18 protein-coding genes and 2 pseudogenes are annotated in these 17,393 nt (G+C 71.9%); 12 read left to right on the top strand and 8 right to left on the bottom strand.

Annotated elements, in window-relative coordinates; translation table 11 throughout:
• Window position 1 precedes the first annotated feature (1 nt).
• The 3 genes and pseudogenes from ACWEVS_RS13560 (at window position 2) to ACWEVS_RS13570 (ending at window position 2,040) form a co-directional block, all read left to right on the top strand.
• Window positions 2-193, top strand: a complete 192-nt coding sequence (locus tag ACWEVS_RS13560; protein ID WP_354918594.1) for an MbtH family protein — start codon at window positions 2-4, stop codon at window positions 191-193.
• Window positions 194-281: 88 nt separating this feature from the next.
• Window positions 282-686: pseudogene (locus tag ACWEVS_RS13565) on the top strand (condensation domain-containing protein); the annotation flags it as partial.
• A gap of 58 nt (window positions 687-744) precedes the next feature.
• The gene (locus tag ACWEVS_RS13570; protein WP_452551650.1) at window positions 745-2,040 is read left to right on the top strand and encodes an MFS transporter; all 1,296 of its coding nucleotides are present in this window, start codon (window positions 745-747) and stop codon (window positions 2,038-2,040) included.
• A gap of 148 nt (window positions 2,041-2,188) precedes the next feature.
• Here ACWEVS_RS13570 and ACWEVS_RS13575 read toward each other — a convergent pair whose 3' ends face one another.
• Window positions 2,189-3,058, bottom strand: a complete 870-nt coding sequence (locus tag ACWEVS_RS13575) for a helix-turn-helix transcriptional regulator (protein ID WP_449922248.1) — start codon at window positions 3,056-3,058, stop codon at window positions 2,189-2,191.
• Window positions 3,059-3,271: 213 nt separating this feature from the next.
• Here ACWEVS_RS13575 and ACWEVS_RS13580 point away from each other — a divergent pair, with 213 nt between their 5' ends.
• Window positions 3,272-3,598 carry a hypothetical protein gene (locus ACWEVS_RS13580; RefSeq protein ID WP_449922250.1) on the top strand — a complete coding sequence of 109 codons (327 nt, stop codon included), beginning with the start codon at window positions 3,272-3,274 and terminating at the stop codon, window positions 3,596-3,598.
• Window positions 3,599-3,818: 220 nt separating this feature from the next.
• On the opposite strand, the gene ACWEVS_RS13585 is transcribed toward ACWEVS_RS13580, so the two are convergent.
• The gene (locus ACWEVS_RS13585) at window positions 3,819-4,856 is read right to left on the bottom strand and encodes an LLM class F420-dependent oxidoreductase (protein ID WP_449922252.1); all 1,038 of its coding nucleotides are present in this window, start codon (window positions 4,854-4,856) and stop codon (window positions 3,819-3,821) included.
• 211 nt (window positions 4,857-5,067) lie between these two features.
• Here ACWEVS_RS13585 and ACWEVS_RS13590 point away from each other — a divergent pair, with 211 nt between their 5' ends.
• Entirely contained in the window at window positions 5,068-6,342 is a 1,275-nt protein-coding gene (locus ACWEVS_RS13590) for a hypothetical protein (RefSeq protein WP_452551652.1), read from the top strand.
• Between the two features lie 61 nt (window positions 6,343-6,403).
• On the opposite strand, the gene ACWEVS_RS13595 is transcribed toward ACWEVS_RS13590, so the two are convergent.
• The 4 genes from ACWEVS_RS13595 to ACWEVS_RS13610 form a co-directional block, all read right to left on the bottom strand.
• Window positions 6,404-7,960, bottom strand: coding sequence for a protein kinase domain-containing protein (locus ACWEVS_RS13595; RefSeq protein ID WP_452551653.1), 1,557 nt, complete (start codon window positions 7,958-7,960; stop codon window positions 6,404-6,406).
• A 143-nt stretch (window positions 7,961-8,103) separates the two neighbouring features.
• Window positions 8,104-8,610 (bottom strand): GNAT family N-acetyltransferase, encoded by a 507-nt coding sequence (locus ACWEVS_RS13600; RefSeq protein ID WP_449922258.1) that lies wholly within the window; start codon window positions 8,608-8,610, stop codon window positions 8,104-8,106.
• A 138-nt stretch (window positions 8,611-8,748) separates the two neighbouring features.
• Window positions 8,749-9,465, bottom strand: a complete 717-nt coding sequence (locus tag ACWEVS_RS13605; RefSeq protein WP_452415345.1) for a phytanoyl-CoA dioxygenase family protein — start codon at window positions 9,463-9,465, stop codon at window positions 8,749-8,751.
• 75 nt (window positions 9,466-9,540) lie between these two features.
• Entirely contained in the window at window positions 9,541-10,497 is a 957-nt protein-coding gene (locus ACWEVS_RS13610; protein WP_452551655.1) for a radical SAM protein, read from the bottom strand.
• A 286-nt stretch (window positions 10,498-10,783) separates the two neighbouring features.
• Between ACWEVS_RS13610 and ACWEVS_RS13615 the strand changes: the two genes are divergently transcribed.
• Window positions 10,784-11,275, top strand: a complete 492-nt coding sequence (locus tag ACWEVS_RS13615) for a VOC family protein (RefSeq protein WP_449922263.1) — start codon at window positions 10,784-10,786, stop codon at window positions 11,273-11,275.
• A 35-nt stretch (window positions 11,276-11,310) separates the two neighbouring features.
• Here the strand turns inward: ACWEVS_RS13615 and ACWEVS_RS13620 are convergent, their stop codons facing one another.
• Window positions 11,311-12,732: a hypothetical protein gene (locus tag ACWEVS_RS13620; protein WP_452551657.1), complete on the bottom strand. Its 1,422-nt coding sequence runs from the start codon at window positions 12,730-12,732 to the stop codon at window positions 11,311-11,313.
• A 343-nt stretch (window positions 12,733-13,075) separates the two neighbouring features.
• Between ACWEVS_RS13620 and ACWEVS_RS13625 the strand changes: the two genes are divergently transcribed.
• Both ACWEVS_RS13625 and ACWEVS_RS13630 read left to right on the top strand, forming a co-directional pair.
• Window positions 13,076-13,600, top strand: coding sequence for an RNA polymerase sigma factor (locus ACWEVS_RS13625; protein WP_449922267.1), 525 nt, complete (start codon window positions 13,076-13,078; stop codon window positions 13,598-13,600).
• Complete coding sequence (locus ACWEVS_RS13630; protein WP_449922269.1) at window positions 13,597-14,082, top strand: hypothetical protein; 486 nt, start codon at window positions 13,597-13,599, stop codon at window positions 14,080-14,082. The genes ACWEVS_RS13625 and ACWEVS_RS13630 overlap by 4 nt, the downstream gene beginning before the upstream one ends.
• 377 nt (window positions 14,083-14,459) lie before the next feature.
• On the opposite strand, the gene ACWEVS_RS13635 is transcribed toward ACWEVS_RS13630, so the two are convergent.
• A complete protein-coding gene (locus ACWEVS_RS13635) occupies window positions 14,460-14,951 on the bottom strand; it encodes a MarR family winged helix-turn-helix transcriptional regulator (protein ID WP_452551659.1) in 492 nt (163 codons plus the stop codon).
• Between the two features lie 93 nt (window positions 14,952-15,044).
• Between ACWEVS_RS13635 and ACWEVS_RS13640 the strand changes: the two genes are divergently transcribed.
• The 4 genes and pseudogenes from ACWEVS_RS13640 to ACWEVS_RS13655 form a co-directional block, all read left to right on the top strand.
• Window positions 15,045-15,590, top strand: coding sequence for a YceI family protein (locus tag ACWEVS_RS13640; RefSeq protein ID WP_452551661.1), 546 nt, complete (start codon window positions 15,045-15,047; stop codon window positions 15,588-15,590).
• 24 nt (window positions 15,591-15,614) lie between these two features.
• A complete protein-coding gene (locus ACWEVS_RS13645) occupies window positions 15,615-15,986 on the top strand; it encodes a hypothetical protein (protein WP_452551662.1) in 372 nt (123 codons plus the stop codon).
• A 231-nt stretch (window positions 15,987-16,217) separates the two neighbouring features.
• Window positions 16,218-16,895: a DUF4158 domain-containing protein gene (locus ACWEVS_RS13650; protein WP_452551664.1), complete on the top strand. Its 678-nt coding sequence runs from the start codon at window positions 16,218-16,220 to the stop codon at window positions 16,893-16,895.
• Window positions 16,896-16,946: 51 nt separating this feature from the next.
• A pseudogene (locus ACWEVS_RS13655) lies at window positions 16,947-17,393 on the top strand (Tn3 family transposase); the annotation flags it as partial.

The raw sequence follows: 17,393 nt of genomic DNA on the forward strand, positions 1-17,393 counted from the left end.
CATGCGCGACGGCCAGTACAAAGTCGTGGTCAACGACGAGGAGCAGTACTCCCTCTGGTTCGCCGACCGGCCGCTGCCGGACGGCTGGCAGGAGGCGGGCTTCGCCGGTGACAAGCAGCAGTGCCTGGACCACATCGAACAGGTCTGGACCGACATGCGCCCGCGCAGCCTGCGTGAGGCCATGGAGGGGTAGGAGGAAGGACCGGTGAGCGGCTCGTACGTCTTCCCCGCCTCCTACGCCCCAGGAACGCCTGTGGTTCCTGTCCAGATTCGACCCCGGCCTGCCCGCGCACCACGTCAACATCGTGGTCGGCCTGCCCGAGGGCACCGGCCACGACCGGCTGACCAGGGCCATGGCGGAGGTGGTCAGGCTTCACGAGACGCTGCGCACGGCACTGGCCGTCGAGGACGGCTCCCTCGTCCATGTTGTCAGGGCCGAGCTGCCGGTCGCCCTCGCCCGCACCGACCTGCTCGGCCTGCCCCCGGAGCGGGCCGAGCGCGAGTTCGACGCGCTGGCCCGCGCCGACGCCCGCCTGCCGTTCGAGCTGGATCAGGCGCCGCTGTGGCGGGCCCGCCTGGTCCGGCTGCCCGGCGGCGGCGAGCGGCTGGTGTTCGTCGTCCACCACGCCGTCTTCGACGCCACCTCCGCCGCCGTCTTCGTCGCCGAGCTGCTGGAGATCGACGCGGCCCTCGCGCAGGGCCGCCCGCCCCGGCTGCCCGAGCTGCCCGTCCAGTACGCCGACTATGGTCCAGCTCGAACAGCAGGCGCCGGCCCTGGTGGCCGCGCACCGGCGGCCGTGGCCGGTCGGCCGGCAGGTCGAGCCGGTCGGACTGTGGACGAGAGAGAGCCTGTCGCTGATCGGCACCCAGGTGACCGTGCTGGCGATGCCCATCGTGGCCTATCTCCTGCTCGACGCCTCGGTGGCGGAGATGGGCGTGCTCGGCGCCCTGGCCAGGCTGCCGATGGTGCCATTCCTCGTGGCCGGGGTGTGGGTCGACCGGATGCGCCGCCGTCCGGTGCTCATCTGGAGCGACGCCCTGCGCGCCGTGATGCTCGGGACCGTGCCGCTGCTGTTCGTGATGGACCTGCTGACGCTGTGGTGGCTGTACGTCGCGGTGTCCGTCATCGGCGTCTTCGGCGTGCTGTTCGAGGTCGCCTACCGCTCCTACCTGCCGGTTCTCGTCCCCGCCGAGCAGCTCGGCGAGGGCAACAGCCGCCTGCAGCTCAGCGACTCGCTGTCGAAGGCCATCGGCCCCAGCCTGGCGGGCGTGCTGGTGGCCGCCCGCTCGGCACCGCTGGTCATCCTCATCGACGTGGCCAGCTACCTCGCCTCGGCCCTGTGCCTGCTGTCGATCAGGAAGAAGGAGGAGCCGCCCGCGGCCGACGGCGGCGGCACCCTGATCGGCGCCGTCCGGGCCGGGTTCAGCTGGGTGATGGCCCAACCCCAGGTACGGCCGCTGGCCATCGCCACCGCCGTCTACTCCTTCTTCGACATCGGCATCCTGCAGACGCTGTACTTCCCCTACGTCGTCGACAGTGTCGGCGTGCCCGCCGCCTGGGTCGGCGGGGTGCTGGCGGTCGGCGGCATCGGGGCGATCATCGGCGCGTGGCTGTCGGTGCGGCTGATGAAGGGCATCGGTCCCGGGCCGACCATGCTGTGGTCCACGGTCGTCGGCAACAGCGCGCTCATCCTGGTGCCGCTGGCGGGCGGGCCGCTGTGGCTGGCGGTGGGCATGCTGGCGTTCGCGCAGCTGCTGGTGGGGTTGTGCGCTCAGGTGTTCATGGTCAACAACATCACCGTGCTGCAGACGGCGACGCCCAGGGAGCTGACCGGCAGGGTGATCGCCACGATCTGGGCCATGGGGTTGGTACCGGCGCCGGTGGGCGCCCTGGTGGCGGGCCTGCTCGGCCAGGCGGTGGGGATGCGTCCGGTGGTGCTGGTGGCGGCGCTGATCGGGGCGCTGGTGCCGATGGCGGTGCTGGCGCTGTCGCCGATCCCGAAGATGCGCACGGTGCCCGAGGCCCCGGTGGCCGCCTGAGACGTCCTCGGACGTCCGGGCGCCGTAAAGGCCGCCGAGCGTGCGGGGACGGCGGCGGCACCGGCACCGCCATCGCGCATGACGCCGGGCGATCGTCCGTGGCGGGCACGGTGAGCCCGACGTCGTCACCGCGCGCATGACGCCGGACTCAGCGCCGGGCCTCCCACAGCGCGCAACCGGTGTCCTCCTCGTCGGCCGTCAGGAAGTGAAGGCTGCCGAGCACGGTCAGGGCGTACTCCGAGGGGCTGCCGGGCTCGGCCTGCAGCGTGATCAGCCGCTGGCCCGGAGCGCTGTCGACGGTGAACGACTCACAGGCGAGGACCAGGTCGCCGACGTCGTGACGGCAGACGAGCGTCATGCCGTGCCGTATCGGGGACAGGTCCTGGCGCGCCCACAGCCGGCGGAAGTCGGGGCTGCCGCGAGACAGCTCACGGACCAGATCGCTCAGGTGCGGGTCGTCGAGGTCGGCTCCCGCGTCGGCGCGCAGCTGGGCGACCATGACGCGGGCGCCCCGGTCCCGGTCGGCGTGGAAGTCGCGCGCGGCCGGGTTCAGGAAGACCATCCGCAGGAGGTTGTCCGCGTGTTCCTGGCCCTCGAAGAGGGCGGCGGCCAGCGGGTTGGCGGCCAGCACGTCCATCCGGCGGTTGACCACCAGGGCCGGGGTGTACGGCCAGCTCCGTATCAGCCGCAGCAGCTCCGGGCCGGCCCGTCCGGTGTCGCCGGGCCTTCTGTGCCGTCGCGGCCTGGGATGGGCGAGCTCGTGCAGGTGCGTCACGGCCTCGGGCGCGAGGTCCAGCGCCGCGCTCAGGGCGTCGATCACCTGGTCGGACGGGTGGCGCTCGCGTCCCTGTTCCAAACGGACGTAGTAGTCGGTGCTGACCCCGGCCAACATGGCCACCTCCTCCCGGCGCAGTCCCGGGGTCCGGCGAGGACCTGAGTCCAGCAGTCCTACCTGGGCCGGTGTGGTCGCCTCGCGTCGGGCGCGAAGGAACTCCCCCAGAAGGTTGTGACTGTCCATCTCATCACCACATATTCGGGTTCATCGCACAACGGCAGAAACCAGGCGGCCGGATGCCGTATTCCGGATTTACGGTGATTTAACTTTTACCGATTCCGGCGGGAGGCGGGGCGTCGGTACACGGCGGCGATCGTCGCCGTATGCGCCGACCGCCGCGCACCCATGACGCTGCGCAAACGGTGAGCACCGCTCCCTGGGAGCGACACTCCTACCATGCTCGGCGAAACCGCCCTTAGCGTGAATTCAGACGTCGTGTCGGTGCCGTTCGCCGTACCGATTCGGCGCTTCGCCAGCCGGGCATCGCCCGGGACGCATCCGATCCGACTGGAGCTGAGCTCGATGATCAAGCTGAGGAACGTTCTGGCAGCTGGAACCGCGGCGGCGGTCGCTCTCATGGCGCCCGTGACCTTGTCGGCCGAGATCTTCGGCGCCGGCGCCGCGGCCGCGACGCACGTCAGCGCGTCCGGTATCGACGACCCCGGTATTGGCAACTCCGGCGGCACCAATCCCGGCGGCGGAGGCAGCAACAAGAACAATTAATGAAATTCCTAAAATTCGCAGAAATCCCCGGAAACTCCTGGAAAAGGAATGAAAAGGCGCCGGATATCATCTTTCCGGCGCCTTCTTTGGTCCGGTCACCGAATCGGCGGTCACGCCCACCGAGTGGTCCAAGGAGCCGCCAGTCGCCGGAATTCGTCACCCTCCGCATTCCCGATTCCCGCGACACCAGGCGGCAGGCCGTTCGGCTCAGTCGTTGAGCTCAGTCGTTGAGCTCGGCCAGCCAGGCCAGTTGCTCGAGGCGGTCGTCCGTGGTGGGCGCGTTGAGCCCGACGATGAGCCGGGTCGCACCCGCCTTGCGGTAGTCGGCCAGCAGCCGCCGGACCCGATCCGGCGTGCCGCACAGGGTCAGCGCGTCGATCAGGTCGTCGGGCAGTTCCTCCACGGCCTCACCCATGTCACCGTCGAGATAGGCGTCCTGCACCCGGGAGGCGGCCGCGCCGAAGCCGAGCCGGTGGGCCAGCCGGTTGTAGAAGTTGACGCCCTTGGTGCCCATGCCGCCCAGGTACAGCGCCACCATAGGCCGCACCATGTCGCGGGCGTAGTCGGGATCGTCGTCCACCATCGCCATGACCATCGGCGACACCTCGATCCCCGCGGCGTCGCGGCGGGCGCGCGCCGCCCCCGCCCGCAGGCGGTCGAGCGTCTCGGCGAGGTGCTCGGGCGGGAAGTGGATGGGCAGCCAGCCGTCGGCGATCTCCCCCGCGAGCTCGACGGCCTTGGGCCCCATGGCCGCCAGGTGGATCGGCAGCGGCTGCCGGAGCGGGCCGGTCGTCATCGTCAGCGCCTTGCCGCGGCCGCCGGGCAGCGGCAGCACGATGGCCGGGCCCTCGTGCTCGACGGGCCGCTGGTCGAGCGCGGTCCGCACGACCGTCACGTAGTCGCGTAAGTGGGCCAGCGGCCGCTCGTAGCGCTGGCCGTGCCAGCCTTCGGCCACCTGCGGCCCGGAGGCGCCCAGGCCCAGCAGGAACCGGCCGCCCGAGACCCTGTCGATCGTGGCCGCGGCCATGGCGGTGGCGACCGCCGTACGGCTGGACATCTGGATCACCCCGCTGCCCAGCGCGATGCGCTCGGTGCCGGCCGCCAGCCACGCCAGGGTGGTGGCGGGGTCGGCGCCGTAGCCCTCGGCGGCCCATGCGGAGTCGTAGCCGAGCCGTTCGGCCTCCCGTACCAGTGCGAGCTGCGTTCGCGGGTCGGCCGCCGCGGGGCCGAGGGTGCCGATGCTCAATCCGAGTCGCACAGCCGCCTCCTGTCGCCAGATGCAGTGATCACATCATGGTCGAGGAACGGCCCGCCGCACACCCCTTGTGACGGAGCGGGCCCGCGTGGCGGGACGTCGGGAACAGGGGTCGCTCATGCCGCCGGCAGGCGGGATCCGGCCTCCTGGTACGGCGAGCAGAGCATGACGGCCTGCACTAGGCTCTGCCTCCATGCCACACAGGGCGACGATCTTGCTCCTGCTGGCCTTGACGATCGCGGGATGCGGAACCGCACCACGTCATCAACATCAGGCCGCGCCGCAAACCTCCGCAACCGCCTCCGCAACCGCGACGAACATGCCGCCGAAGGCGTCCCCGATACCTTCGGGCACGGGCAGCGAGCGCGCCGATGACGTCAACGGTGACGGACGCGCGGACCTGGCGTTCGAGTTCAACGACCACGATCGGCGATATCTCGCCATTGTCTACGGCTCGCCCCAAGGGCTTGCCCCCGCGACACGGGCGGTCATCTCACCCGACACCTTCGTCCCGCTGCTGAGCGACCCGGTGCTCAGGGCCGACCTTGACGATGACGGGTTCGGCGACGTTCTGCGCCACGGCAGCCTGCCCGGCCACGAAGAGCAGGACCGCCTGCATGTCTTCTGGGGCGGACCTCACGGCATCGACGTCGGGACGCCGCCCACCCCCATCCACCCGCCCGCGATGAGACATGGGGCGGTCAATGGGGCCGTCGCCGGTGACTTCAACGGAGATGGCGCCGCCGACGTGGCGATACCTGGTCGGGATGACGGCACCGGGGAGGATGGCAGCCTGGCCGTGTTGTACGGGCCGTTCAGCCGGGACGCGGTTCCCGCACGCCGCACCATCCAGCCGTCACCGACCGGCGGCATGGGATCAGGGACCATGACTGCGGACAAGATCGCCGGGCGGCGTGCCACCGGGCTGGTCGTGCACGAGGCCGACGACGGCGAGCAGACCGCCGGCTGGCTCCTCACCGCCGGCCGGGACGGCCTGTCCGAGAAAGGCCGCAGACTCAACAAAGGCATGGCGACCGCGTTCGGCGACTTCGATGGTGACGGCGCCAGAGACGTCGTGATCGGCGACGACGGCAGCCGCAACAACGAGCCTCCCTACGAGACGGAAGCGCCCTCGGTCGACAAGGTTCTGACCGTCTATTACGGGAACGGCCGGCGCCAGGTGTTCAGGGGCACCCACGGCCCGGCGGTGTCCGGCGATGTCGATGGGGATGGCCGCGATGACCTCGCTTTCGGCGGGATGGCCCAGGATGCCTCGCCGACCTGGCTCTTCGTGGGCGGTTCCGGAGGCTTGCGGAACGCGGGAGGAGTCGTCGCGACGGGTGGTGCCCAGCCCGCGACGGCAGGTGACTACGACGGTGACGGCGACGACGAACTCGCCTTCCTCTCCGGTTATGACGCGATCACGGTCTGGGTCACAGACGGAAGGAAAGTACTCGCCCGTTTCGACACCACAGGCTTCACCTCATGACGACCGCACGCGCCGCGCTGACGCCCGCCGGCCGCGTCACCAACCTCACGGGACAGAACATCTAGTCCCGGCGAAGGCACCATCGGCCGGTGGCCGGAAGCATGGCCATGAGCACGGCGGCAACCGCGAACAAGCCCGTCACCGGGGCGGCCACGAAGAGCGGCACGATCACGGAGACGGGCGTGTCCGTCGTCAGTTCCCCGCCCGTCAGAAAGAACTGCACGCCGGCGCTCATGCTGTGCACAGCCGCCACACCGCCGGCCGTCGCGATCATCCGGCGCCCTGCCACCCTGCGCTGGGACAGCAGCAGAGCGCCCATGACGAGCACGACCCCCTCCGCCACAGCCACCGCCAGATTCGCCGCCATCAGCAACCCGAACGGCTCGTCGGCGAAGCGCAGGAACATCTGGGCGGCCTTGAGGATCAGAACCAGAAGCCCGGGAAGGCACAGCAGTGCCAGGGTTGTCGCGGCGGTCGCGGTGCCGCCACCGGGCCCGGCCGCCGGACGGTCCGCGGGCTGCCAAGGATGAGGAGCGGGCGTCGCGCCTGAGCGGCTGTCCGCCGGCCGCGCCTCGGGAGCGGGGCGTCGCGGGTCCGCCTCGACGGCGACGCGGCCCGCTCGATCGCCGGGCACCGTTCCGCCGATCCCGGTGCCTTCTGTCGGTACGGGCTCGTGCGGCGGTACGGGGTCTTGTCGCGGTACGGGCTCGTGCGGCGGTTCGGGGGCGCTGGGCCGGGTCGGGGTGCGGATCATCGTGCCGCGTTCGGTGATCATGGCGGTGACGTCCGGTGGCAGCCAGCGGGTGGCGGCGGTGACGTCGGCCGCGGGCGCCTCCAACTGGTCGAGGATGTCGTCCAGCGTGGGCCGGTCGGCCGGAAGTTTGGCCAGGCAGGAACGCAGCAGGGCCCTGATGTCGGCGGAGACGCCGTCGAGGTCGGGCGGTTCGTGGACGATCCGGTAGACGACCAGGTCGGCCATGCCGCCGCCGAACGGTCCGGTGCCGGTGGCGGCGTAGGCGAGCACGCAGCCGAGGGAGAACACATCGCTCGCCGGGCCGATCTGGCCGGCCCTGGCTTGTTCGGGAGACATGAATCCGGGGGTGCCGATGACGCGGGTGGAGGCGTGCACGGTGTCGAGGGCCTTGGCGATGCCGAAGTCGATGACGCGCGGCCCGTCGTCGGCGAGGATCACGTTGCGGTGGGTGAGGTCGCGGTGGACCAGGCCGCTTGAGTGGATCGCGGCCAGTCCCTCGGCCAGGCCCGCCCCCAGCACGCGGACTGCCGCGGCCGGCAGCGGCCCGTGCGCCGCGACGGCCTCGGACAGGGAGGGGCCGGGTATGTAGGCGGTGGCCAGCCAGGGCGGGTCGGCCTCAGGGTCGGCGTCGACCACCTCGGCGGTGTAGAAGCCGCCGACCCGGCGGGCGGCCGTGACCTCCTCGGCGAACCGGCGCCGGAACTCCGCATCGCCGGCCAGTTCGGCGTGCACCACCTTCACCGCGACCGCCCGGCCGCCGCGCGAGCGGGCCAGGAAGACCCGGCCCATCCCGCCGCTGCCCAGATGCCCGATCAGCCGGTACGGCCCTATCTGCCGGGGGTCGCCATTCCGAACAGGATCCATCGCCCCATACTCCTGCACAAGAACATCCGCGTCCGGCTGATTGCCGCAGTCGGATCACGCATCCGCGCCCACGGTGTCCTGCGGACCGTACGGCTGGAGCCGCCCCGCGGCAGGGTGCCCGCAGGGCACCCGGCGGGCACCTCTCAGGCGGCCGAGACCCTCCGCTCGAGCACCTGGCCGGGCCACTCGCCGACCGTGAACCGCTCGGTGGGGCGGAACCCGCAGCTCTCGTAGTAGCGCACCAGCTGCCCGTCATCGCCGGCGTAGCAGTCGACCCGCACCAGGTCCACACCCTGCTCGGCGGCCTCGGCCATCGCCTGTTCCAGGAGCGTCCGGCCCACCGCGCGGCCGTGGAAACGCTGGTCGATGACCAGGCCCTGCACGTACACCTCGGGCTCGGGCGCCGGCGCCACGTAGGTGACCGGCTCGCCGAGCGTCATGCACCCGGCCGGCAGGCCGTCGATCTCGGCGATGCGCATCCCGTCGCCGCCCGCCCAGCCGGTCACCATCTCCACGCGCTTGGCGCTGGCCGAGAACGGCTCGCTGCCCCACTGTCCCGTCCGGCCCTGCGAGACCAGCCACTCGATCGCGCTGTCGAACATCGCGACCACCGCCGCCACGTCGCCCGGCCCACCTTTACGGATATTCATCCCGGAATCCTACGAGCGGTCCGCCGGCACGCCCACCGCCGCCCCGTCTCCTGCCGTCAGCCGCCGCGTCCCCTGTCGGCACCCGGCCGGGGACGCGGCGCCCGGACCTCCCTCCGAGGGCGACCCCGGAGGGACACGTCACTCCCGTACGGCGCGCGCCAGCGGCGTGTCCGCCGACGGGTCCAGCGGCGCCGACAGGAAGATCGGCGTCTGCGCCATGAACCGCGGCCGGCTGCCCAGGTGCTCCTGGGCGGCGTGCACGGTCAGCGGATGCACCACGTACACCTCGCCGGGCAGCCCGGTGGCGTACGCCAGGGGCCGCTCGGCGCTGGCGGCCTCCACCAGCCGGCTGGCCGGTACATGCTCGTACGTGCCGTCGCCGAGGGCGGCGGCCGCGTCGCGCTGGGAACCCACCCTGATCCTGGTCGGCGCGTCGTCCGGCCCCACCTCGGAGAACAGAATGAGCAGCAGCAGCGTGCCGGGGCGCCCGCTGACGGCCCAGCTGCCGTCCTCATGCATGACGTTGAGGTCGATGTGCCAGCCCCTGTCATCGGCCGGCGGCAGGTTCGGGAACCGGATCGGGATGTTGCCGCAGGCGCCGCTCGGCCGCCAGCCGCCCTGCCCGCACACCTCGTCCAGCGCCTGCGCGAGCACCGGAGAGCGGATGATCTCCCCGAACGGCCCCACACCGGTCATGTCGGCGGCCCACACCACGGGCTGCGTCCAGCCCGAAGGGTCGTCGGGAGACAGGCCGATCTGCTTCCACAGCAGCTCCTGCGCGGCCAGACCCACCTGCGGCGAGGCCGCCTGCACCTTGACGAAACCCTGCTTCACGAACTGGTCAGTCCAACTCATGACGGCCACGCTACAAGCGCGGTCAACCGGTTTTCCGGCGGCGGATCGGCCCCTTACGGCGCCGGTGGGCGCCCGTCAGACCAGGGTGAGCTGGTCGGCCCGGGGCGTCCGGCGGGCGGGGGAAGGGGCGGCGCCGCACCGCATGCCGTAGGCGCGGGCCAGCTGCTCGATCTGCCCGGTGATGCGCTCCTCGTAGCCCGGCGCGGGCAGCCCCGCCGCGTCGTACAGCTCCGCGTAGCGCTCCACCAGCCCGGGATGCGCTTGCTCCAGCCATGACAGGTACCACTGCCGCGTGCCGTACGGCAGGCGCAGCACCACCGGCCGCACCCCCGAGGCCCCCGCGGCCGCGATGCGCCGCACGGTGGCGGCCAGCTGGTCGGCCGCGTCGCTCAGCAGCGGCAGCACCGGCGACATCAGCACCTGGCAGTCGACCCCCGCCTCGCGCAAGGCCGCCACCAGCTCCAGGCGCCGCTGCGCGGTCGGGGCGCCCGGCTCGACCACCCGGCGGATCTTCTCGTCGACGAACGCGATCGAGACCGCCACCGGTGCCCGCGCCGCCGCCAGGAGCCCGGCGTCGCGCAGCACCAGCGGGCTCTTGGTGTAGACGGTGAACGGCACGCCCGCCTCGGCCAGCGCCGTGACCAGCGCGGGCATCAGCCGGTAGGTGGCCTCGGCCTGCTGGTAGCAGTCGCCGGCCACACCGATCGCGAGCGGCTCGCCCGGCCAGCGGGCCAGCTCGTCGCGCAACCGCGAGCCGGCGTTGGCCTTGACCACGATCCTGGTGTCGAAGTCGCGCCCGGTGTCCCAGCCGAGCGAACGGTGGCCGCGCCTGGCCACACAGCCGCGGCAGGCGTGGGCGCACCCCCGGTAGGGGCTGACCGCCCACCGCTCGGCGACGGCCGAGGTCACGGGCACCTTCTCGATCATCGTGCGGGCCTGCGTCTCGTAGAACCCGTCGCGCACGACGGCACGCCGCTCTATCGCGGGGCGCTCGTCGACGACGTCCACGAGCGGAAGCGCGTCCCAAGCCACAGCCACCATAGAACACGCATTCGACACCGGTTTCAAGCAGAACGGCGACAGCGCCGCCACTGCGCCGCCACTGCGCCGCCACTGTGCCGCCGGGCCCTCAGGCCGGCCACGAGGGCGACACCACTGTCCCGCGCCGGGCGGGCTCGGCGGCCTTCGCCGGCTGGACGAGGCGTCCCCGGGTCGGCGATCGCCGTTCCGCAGGGGCGGCCCGTGCCGCCGAGAGCGCGCGTCCGGCGCCCCTCTATCGTGAACCCCGACATCAGCGTCTCGGACGAGGAGATCCCATATGACCGCGCCCCACGATGCAGGGAACCGCAGGCCGCCCGCCGTCCGCCAGCTGCGCCTGGTCGTCGAGGCCGAGGACTACGAGGCCGCCCTGGCCTTCTACCGGGACGTTCTGGGCCTGCCCGAGCAGGCCGCCTTCTCCAGCGGCGACGGCGCCCGCGTGGCGATCCTCGATGCGGGCCAGGCCACGCTGGAGATCGCCAATCCCGCGCAGAAGAAGATGATCGACGACGTCGAGGTGGGTCGTCAGGTGGCGCCGAAGATCCGGGTCGCCTTCGAGGTCGACGATGCCCGAGCCACCACCGACGAGCTGGTCGCGGCCGGCGCCGAGCAGGTCGCGCCGCCCACCGTCACGCCGTGGCAGTCGCTGAACTCCAGGCTCGACACGCCGGGCGGTCTGCACATCACGCTGTTCCAGGAACTGCGCACCCTGGAGGAGCGCGAGTCGCTCGACGGCTTCGGGACCGAGGACGGACGGCGCGCCGACTCCTGAACCCCGGCCACCCCGGTCCGGCGGCCCCGAGACGGTCACCCTGATCGCGCTCCACCGGCGCAGGAGACCCGCGGGCGGGCCCGCGGTGTCCGGCTCACCCCGCCGTCGTCCTCGCCGCGCGGCCCGCGCGTGACGGCCAGGCCCAGGGCCAGGCAGGTCAGCGGGATGGCCGGGACCACGTAGCGAACGTCGTAGCCGACTGCGAACGGCGGTAGCAGGACCAGCGCCACGGCGGCCAGGCCGGGAAGCAGCGCCTCGCCGCGCCGCCGTACGACCGCCAGGACCAGCGCGGCGGCCAGGACGAGCACGAGCAGCGGGAACGGCAGGTAGCCGACACGCTGGTAGGCGCGCAGCCAGCCCGCGTACGGCTCGGCGATCCTGGTGGCGGCCGGGCCTTTCTCGTACGACTCGGCGACGGCCCGCACCGACTCCCGCAAGGGCCGCGCCTCGAAGGGGAACCAGTACGGGTTGGTCCGCCTGACGGACGGGTCCCGTTCGGTGGTGCGTTCCCAGCGCAACAGCCACCGCAGGTCGGCGCCGGCGGCGGCCAGGTAGTCGCCCGGCTGGGCCAGGATGGCGGCCCTGGCGAACCGGCCGGCGAGCGCGTTCCGGTCGGCGCGCACCGCCCTGATCGGCGACCACGGAGCCCACAGCCAGAACGGCGGCGCCGGCCTGGCGGCCACCGGCATGCGGGGGCACAGCGGGGCCAGGCGGGGTTCGGGGCGGATCACGGCGCAGTCGGCGAACGTGGTCGTCCTGGCCCACAGGAACTGGCCGTCGGCCCTGGTCAGGCCGAAGGTGCCGCTCGTGGCGCCCATCCAGGTCGCGTACGCCAGCAACGGCACCGCGCCCGCCAGCACGAAACGGCTCCAGGCCCGCCACCCGTGGCGGTGCCACAGCAGGTGGCCGGCCGCCAGGACGAGCACCACGGCCCCGATGGTCCTGGTGAGCGTGGCCAGGGCGAGCAGGGCGCCCCCTGCCGCCGCGGCCGCCGGGGTGAGCTGCCGCCGCAGCAGCACCAGGATCCCGCCCGTGGTCAGCACCACGAACAGGGAGTCCGCCATGATCATGTGTTCCAGCAGGATCAGGAACTCGTCGTACATCAACGGCGCCACCAGCGCGGTCGCGCTCCATCCGGGCAGCCCCCGGCGCCGCAGCAGCGCGTAGGCCGCCACGGCCGTACCCAGCCCGAGCAGGTGCTGGACGGCGGTGACCAGCGTCAGGCCGGGCCCGGGGGAGAGCGCGGCGAGGAACAGCGGGTAGCCCAGCGGCCGGAACGCGCCCGGCTCGGGCGCGGCGGCCGCCTTCAGATAGGTGAAGGAGTCGGCCCAGAACCACAGCGCCGGCCGGTATCCGAGCATCGCCAGCCCCCTCAGGGCGAGCGCGGGCACCAGCGCGATCAGCAGCGGCAGGTGCCGTTTTCCTGGCAGCACGAAGACAACGGCCGGCGCCGTCATGGGGAGGCTCCTTCGGCAGGGCCGGCCGGGGCTGCTCACCCGAGCCCCCGCCGACGTGATCGTGTGGCCGTTCCCGTCGTGTCACGGGCGGAACGGGTTCCGAGTCGTGGCGCGCGGAACGGCTCGGCGTGGCGCCGGTGGGCGGTCCCGCGTCCTCATCTGTTGATTGCCGTCACGGCCGCGACAGGTTCACGCCGCCCGGCGCGCCCGGCCCGGCCGGCGGTAAGGACGCGGGGCCTGAGCAGCCCGGACGCGGCCGCCCTTGCCCGATGGCCGGAAAGATGCGCAAGTGGTGAACCTGACCGGCGCGCCGCCCGACTGTTCGGGGTGACGGGAGGACGTGATGACCGATGAGCTGCTGGTGGTGCGCGCGCAGCTGGGCGAGCGGGCGGCGCTGGCCGAACTGGTGGCCCGCTGGCGGATGCCGGTGTGGACCTACGTGCGGCGCATGCTGGATGCCGAACGGGCCGATGACGTGACCCAGGAGATCTGGCTGGCCGTGGTCCGGGGGCTGCCCCGGCTTCGGGAGCCGTCCCGGTTCGCGCCCTGGCTGTTCACGATCGCCCGCCGGTCGGTGACCGACCGCCTGCGCGACCAGTACGCCCGGGAACAGGAGACGCTCGCGGCCGGCGACGTGGTCGCCGAGGACCCGGTGGAGGCCGTGGTGGATCGGGCCGAGCTGGTGAGCCTGCTGTCGGGCCTGCCGGTGCCGGAGCGGGAGGTCCTCGTGCTGTTCTACCTGGAGGACCTGCCGGTGGAGGACTGCGCGCAGATCTGCCGGGTCCCGGTCGGCACCGTCAAGTCCCGGCTCAACCGCGCCCGTCGCCTGCTACGCGCCCGCCTGGAGGAGAAGGGATACCGGCCGTGACCGAGGAGCGACCGCGCCTGTCGGCGCAGGAGATGATCGAACGGCTGGAGCCGTCGCTGTCACCGGGCAGGCGGCTGCGGGCGGTGACGGCGCTGGTGGCCGGGCTGGCCGGGGCGGTGTTCGTGGCCGCGCTGTGGTGGAGCGAGCCGGGCCCGCTGCCCGGCCGTACCCACCTGGCCTTCGCCCTGTTCACCGTGTTCTGCCTGGCCTGGACGGGTTACGGCGGGTGGCTGCTGACGCGCCGGGTGCCGCTGTTCGCCACCGACCGGGTGATCGCCGCCTGGATCGGCCTGGCCGCCTCGCTGGCGACCACTGCGGCGCTGGCGGCGGCCGCCGTTCAGCGTGGCGCCGGCCTGGTCCTGGCGTTGGCCGTCGGGGGACTGTTCGTCGCGGCGGCGCTGGTGCTGGCCGTGCGCGCCCATGCCCGTAGGACGGCGCTGCTGCGCCGCGTGCGGGAACTGACCGGCGGACAGGAGGAGTGAACGGCCGCCCCGGCCCTCAACGGTGACGCCTGCCCGGGCGCGCCACGACGGCGGTTCGTGGCGGGACGACAGACATCTTCGAAGGGAAGGAATACCGATGGCACACAACGCGAAACTGATCCGGCGCCGGTTCGGGACGGTGGCGCTGCTGTTGGCGGTCCTGGTCGTCACCGGGCTGCTTGTCGCGGGCCTCATCATGCTGCCGGCCTGAGGCCGCCACGCTGTGGCCCCCCGCTGGCATCGCACCGCCCGGCATGGAGTGCTGGCCACACGGCGACGCCGGGCGCTGAGCTCACCGCACGTCCTGGGCCCGCCTCACCGACGTGCACCTCGGGGGCCCGCCCGGTAGCCGGCGATCGAGGTTCGGCGCCACGGCCTCACGCTCCATGGCCGGCTCCGGCTTCCTTGGCCGGCTCCGGGTCGGCGGTCAGGTGGTCGAGGAGGACCTGGCTGATGTCGCCCAGGTGCCGGAGCTGCTCGGGGGTGAGCAGATCGATCAGATGCTCGCGCAGGCTGGCCACGTGCCGGGGGGCCGCGGCCTGCAGTGCCGCCAGGCCGTCGTCGGTCAGGACGGTGAGCCAGCCGCGCCGGTCGTCGGCGTAGTGCTCCCTGCGCACCCACCCCTTCGCCTCGAGCTTGTTGATCGCGTGGGAGATGCGGCTCGGCTTGGAGTTGGTCCAGTGCGCCAGTTCGCTCATGCGCATGGTCCGCTCGGGCGCCTCGGAGAGCAGGACGAGGAGCTCGTAGTAGGTGGGCGGCATGCCGGCCGCGGCATGCAGGTCGCGCTCGAGGCGGTCGGTCAGCAGGCGGGTGGCCAGCCCGAACGCCCGCCAGGCGCGCTGTTCGTCGTCGTTGAGCCATCGTGTCACGAAACCATCGTACTCAAAAGTTGCGCGCTGAAATAAGCCGATGTACCGTCCTGCTGAATCTTCCAGCACTGAACTAATCGGTTGGAGTGAGACATGCATCCCCGTGCGTCCACCGGCACCTACACCATCGACCCCGCGCACAGCCGCTTCGGCTTCGTCGCCCGGCACGCGATGGTCACCAAGGTCCACGGCAGCATCCCCGTCAAGGAGGCGAACGCCTTCCTCGACGCCGGCGACCCCGCCGCCTCCAGCGTCCACGTGGTCCTCGACGTGGCCGGGATCCAGACCGGCAACCAGCAGCGTGACGCCCACCTGCGCACCGGCGACTTCCTGGACGCCGCCGGCCACCCTTCCATCACCTTCGAGTCCACCGGGGTCAAGCACGTCGGCGGCGACAGCTTCGAGGTCACCGGCCGGCTGACCATCCGCGGCGTGACCAGGCAGATCACCATCCCCCTCGACTACACCGGCACCGCGGTCGACGCCCAGGGCCTGACCCGGGTCGGCTTCGAAGGCAGCACCGTGATCAACCGCAAGGACTTCGGCATCACCTACAACGCCGTCCTGGAGACCGGCGGAGTGATGATCTCGGAAAAGGTCACCCTCGACTTCGACCTGTCCGCCGTCAAGACCGCCTGAGCACAACCCCCTGAAAGCGACATCATGCGTACCGTCACGATCCCCGTCCTCGCCGGCGCCCTCACCGGCGCTCTCGCCCTCGCCTTGGCCGCCACCCCCGCCGTGACCACCCCCGCCATGGCCGGCCCCGCCGCGGCCACGCCCCGCCCCTGGGCGGTCACCTGGGGCACCGCCGCTCAACCGGCCACTGCCAGTACCTCCTGGTACGGCTCGAACTGGTCCCAGGAGGGCTTCGCCGGCCAGACCCTTCGCCAGGTGATCCGCGTCAGCGCCGGCGGAACCTCCGTCCGCGTCAAGCTCTCCAACCTGTACGGCACGCGCCCGCTGACCGTCGACGGAGCCGCCATCACCCGAGCCGGCCCTCCGCTCCCGAACATGTCCCCAGCCGCCAGGTAGCGAAATGAGAGATCACGATTGCGGTTCATGATCGTTTCGGAGCGGTGAACGTGGCTGGTCGGGTGGGGTTTCTGCTTGATCGTGTTCGTGTCGGAGACGGTCGGGTGGAGGGCGGGTGCGGGTGCGTCGGGAGTGGGAGCCGGAAGAGCTGATCGCGGCGTGGACGCTGCTGGACGACGACTGGGAGCTGGTGGGGAACAAGACGGGGGCGACCCGTCTGGGGTTGGCCTGATGCTGAAGTTCTTCGAGCAAGAGGGCCGGTTCCCGCGGCACGTGGGCGAGCTGCCCAAGGCTGCGGTGGACTACGTGGCTGGCCAGGTGAAGGTTGAGCCGGCGTTGCTGGCGGAGTACGACTGGTCGGGCCGGTCGATCGAGCGGCACCGGGCCCAGGTGCGGGACGCGCTGGGGTTTCGGGAGTCGACCCGGGCGGATGAGGATGTGCTGGCCGAGTGGCTGGCGGACAAGACCTGCCCGATGGTGTTCACGGACGAAGGGCTGCGGGCTGCGCTGCTGAGGCGTTGCCGGACGTTGAAGATCGAGCCGCCGGGGCGGGTGGACCGGATCGTGGGCGCGGGCCGGGCTCGGTTCGAGCGGGAGTTCTGCCTGCATGTGCTGAACGGGTTGTCAGCGGACTCGGTGCGGTCGCTGTGGGAGCTGGCCACGGGTGCGGACGGGTTCCTGCTGGAGCTGAAGTCCGACCCCGGACGGCTGGGGCTGGAGACGCTGCTGGAGGAGATCGTCAAGCTGCGGCGGGCCAAGGCGCTGGGTCTGTCGGCGGATCTGCTCGGCGGGTACTCCGCCGACCGGCTGGTGGCCTCCTGGCGGGCGCGGGCGATGGCCTCGCATCCGTCGGACTTCGCGGCGAACCAGCCGCCGGTCCGGTTGACGTTGGTGGCCGCATTGGCGTGATCACGGACGACGGAGATCACCGACGCGCTGGTCGATCTGTTCATCGGCCTGGTGTCGAAGATCAACACGCGGGCGGAGCGGAAGGTCGAGAAGGCGATCGAGGCCGAGGCCAAGAAGGTGCATCGCAAGACCGAGAAGCTGTTCTCGATCGCCGAGGCGTCGCTGCGGGCGCCGGAGGGCACGGTCCGGCAGGTGGTGTTCCCGGCGGTGCCAGGCGGGGAGGCGACGCTGCAGGCGCTGGTGGCCGAGGCAAAAGCGGACGCCAAGGCCTACAAGGCCCGGGTGCGGACGGTGCTGACCAGTTCCTACACCTCCTACTACCGGCGGATGCTGCCCAAGCTGCTGGCCGCGATCGAGTTCAAGTGCAACAACACCGCCTACCGGCCGGTGATGGACGCCTTGGACCTGCTGCAGCGCTACGCTGACATCCCGAACACCACCCGCCACTACGACGCCTCCGAGAACGTCCCGATCCAAGGGGTGGTGCCGGACGGCTGG

This window comes from Nonomuraea sp. NPDC003754 (assembly GCF_053605785.1).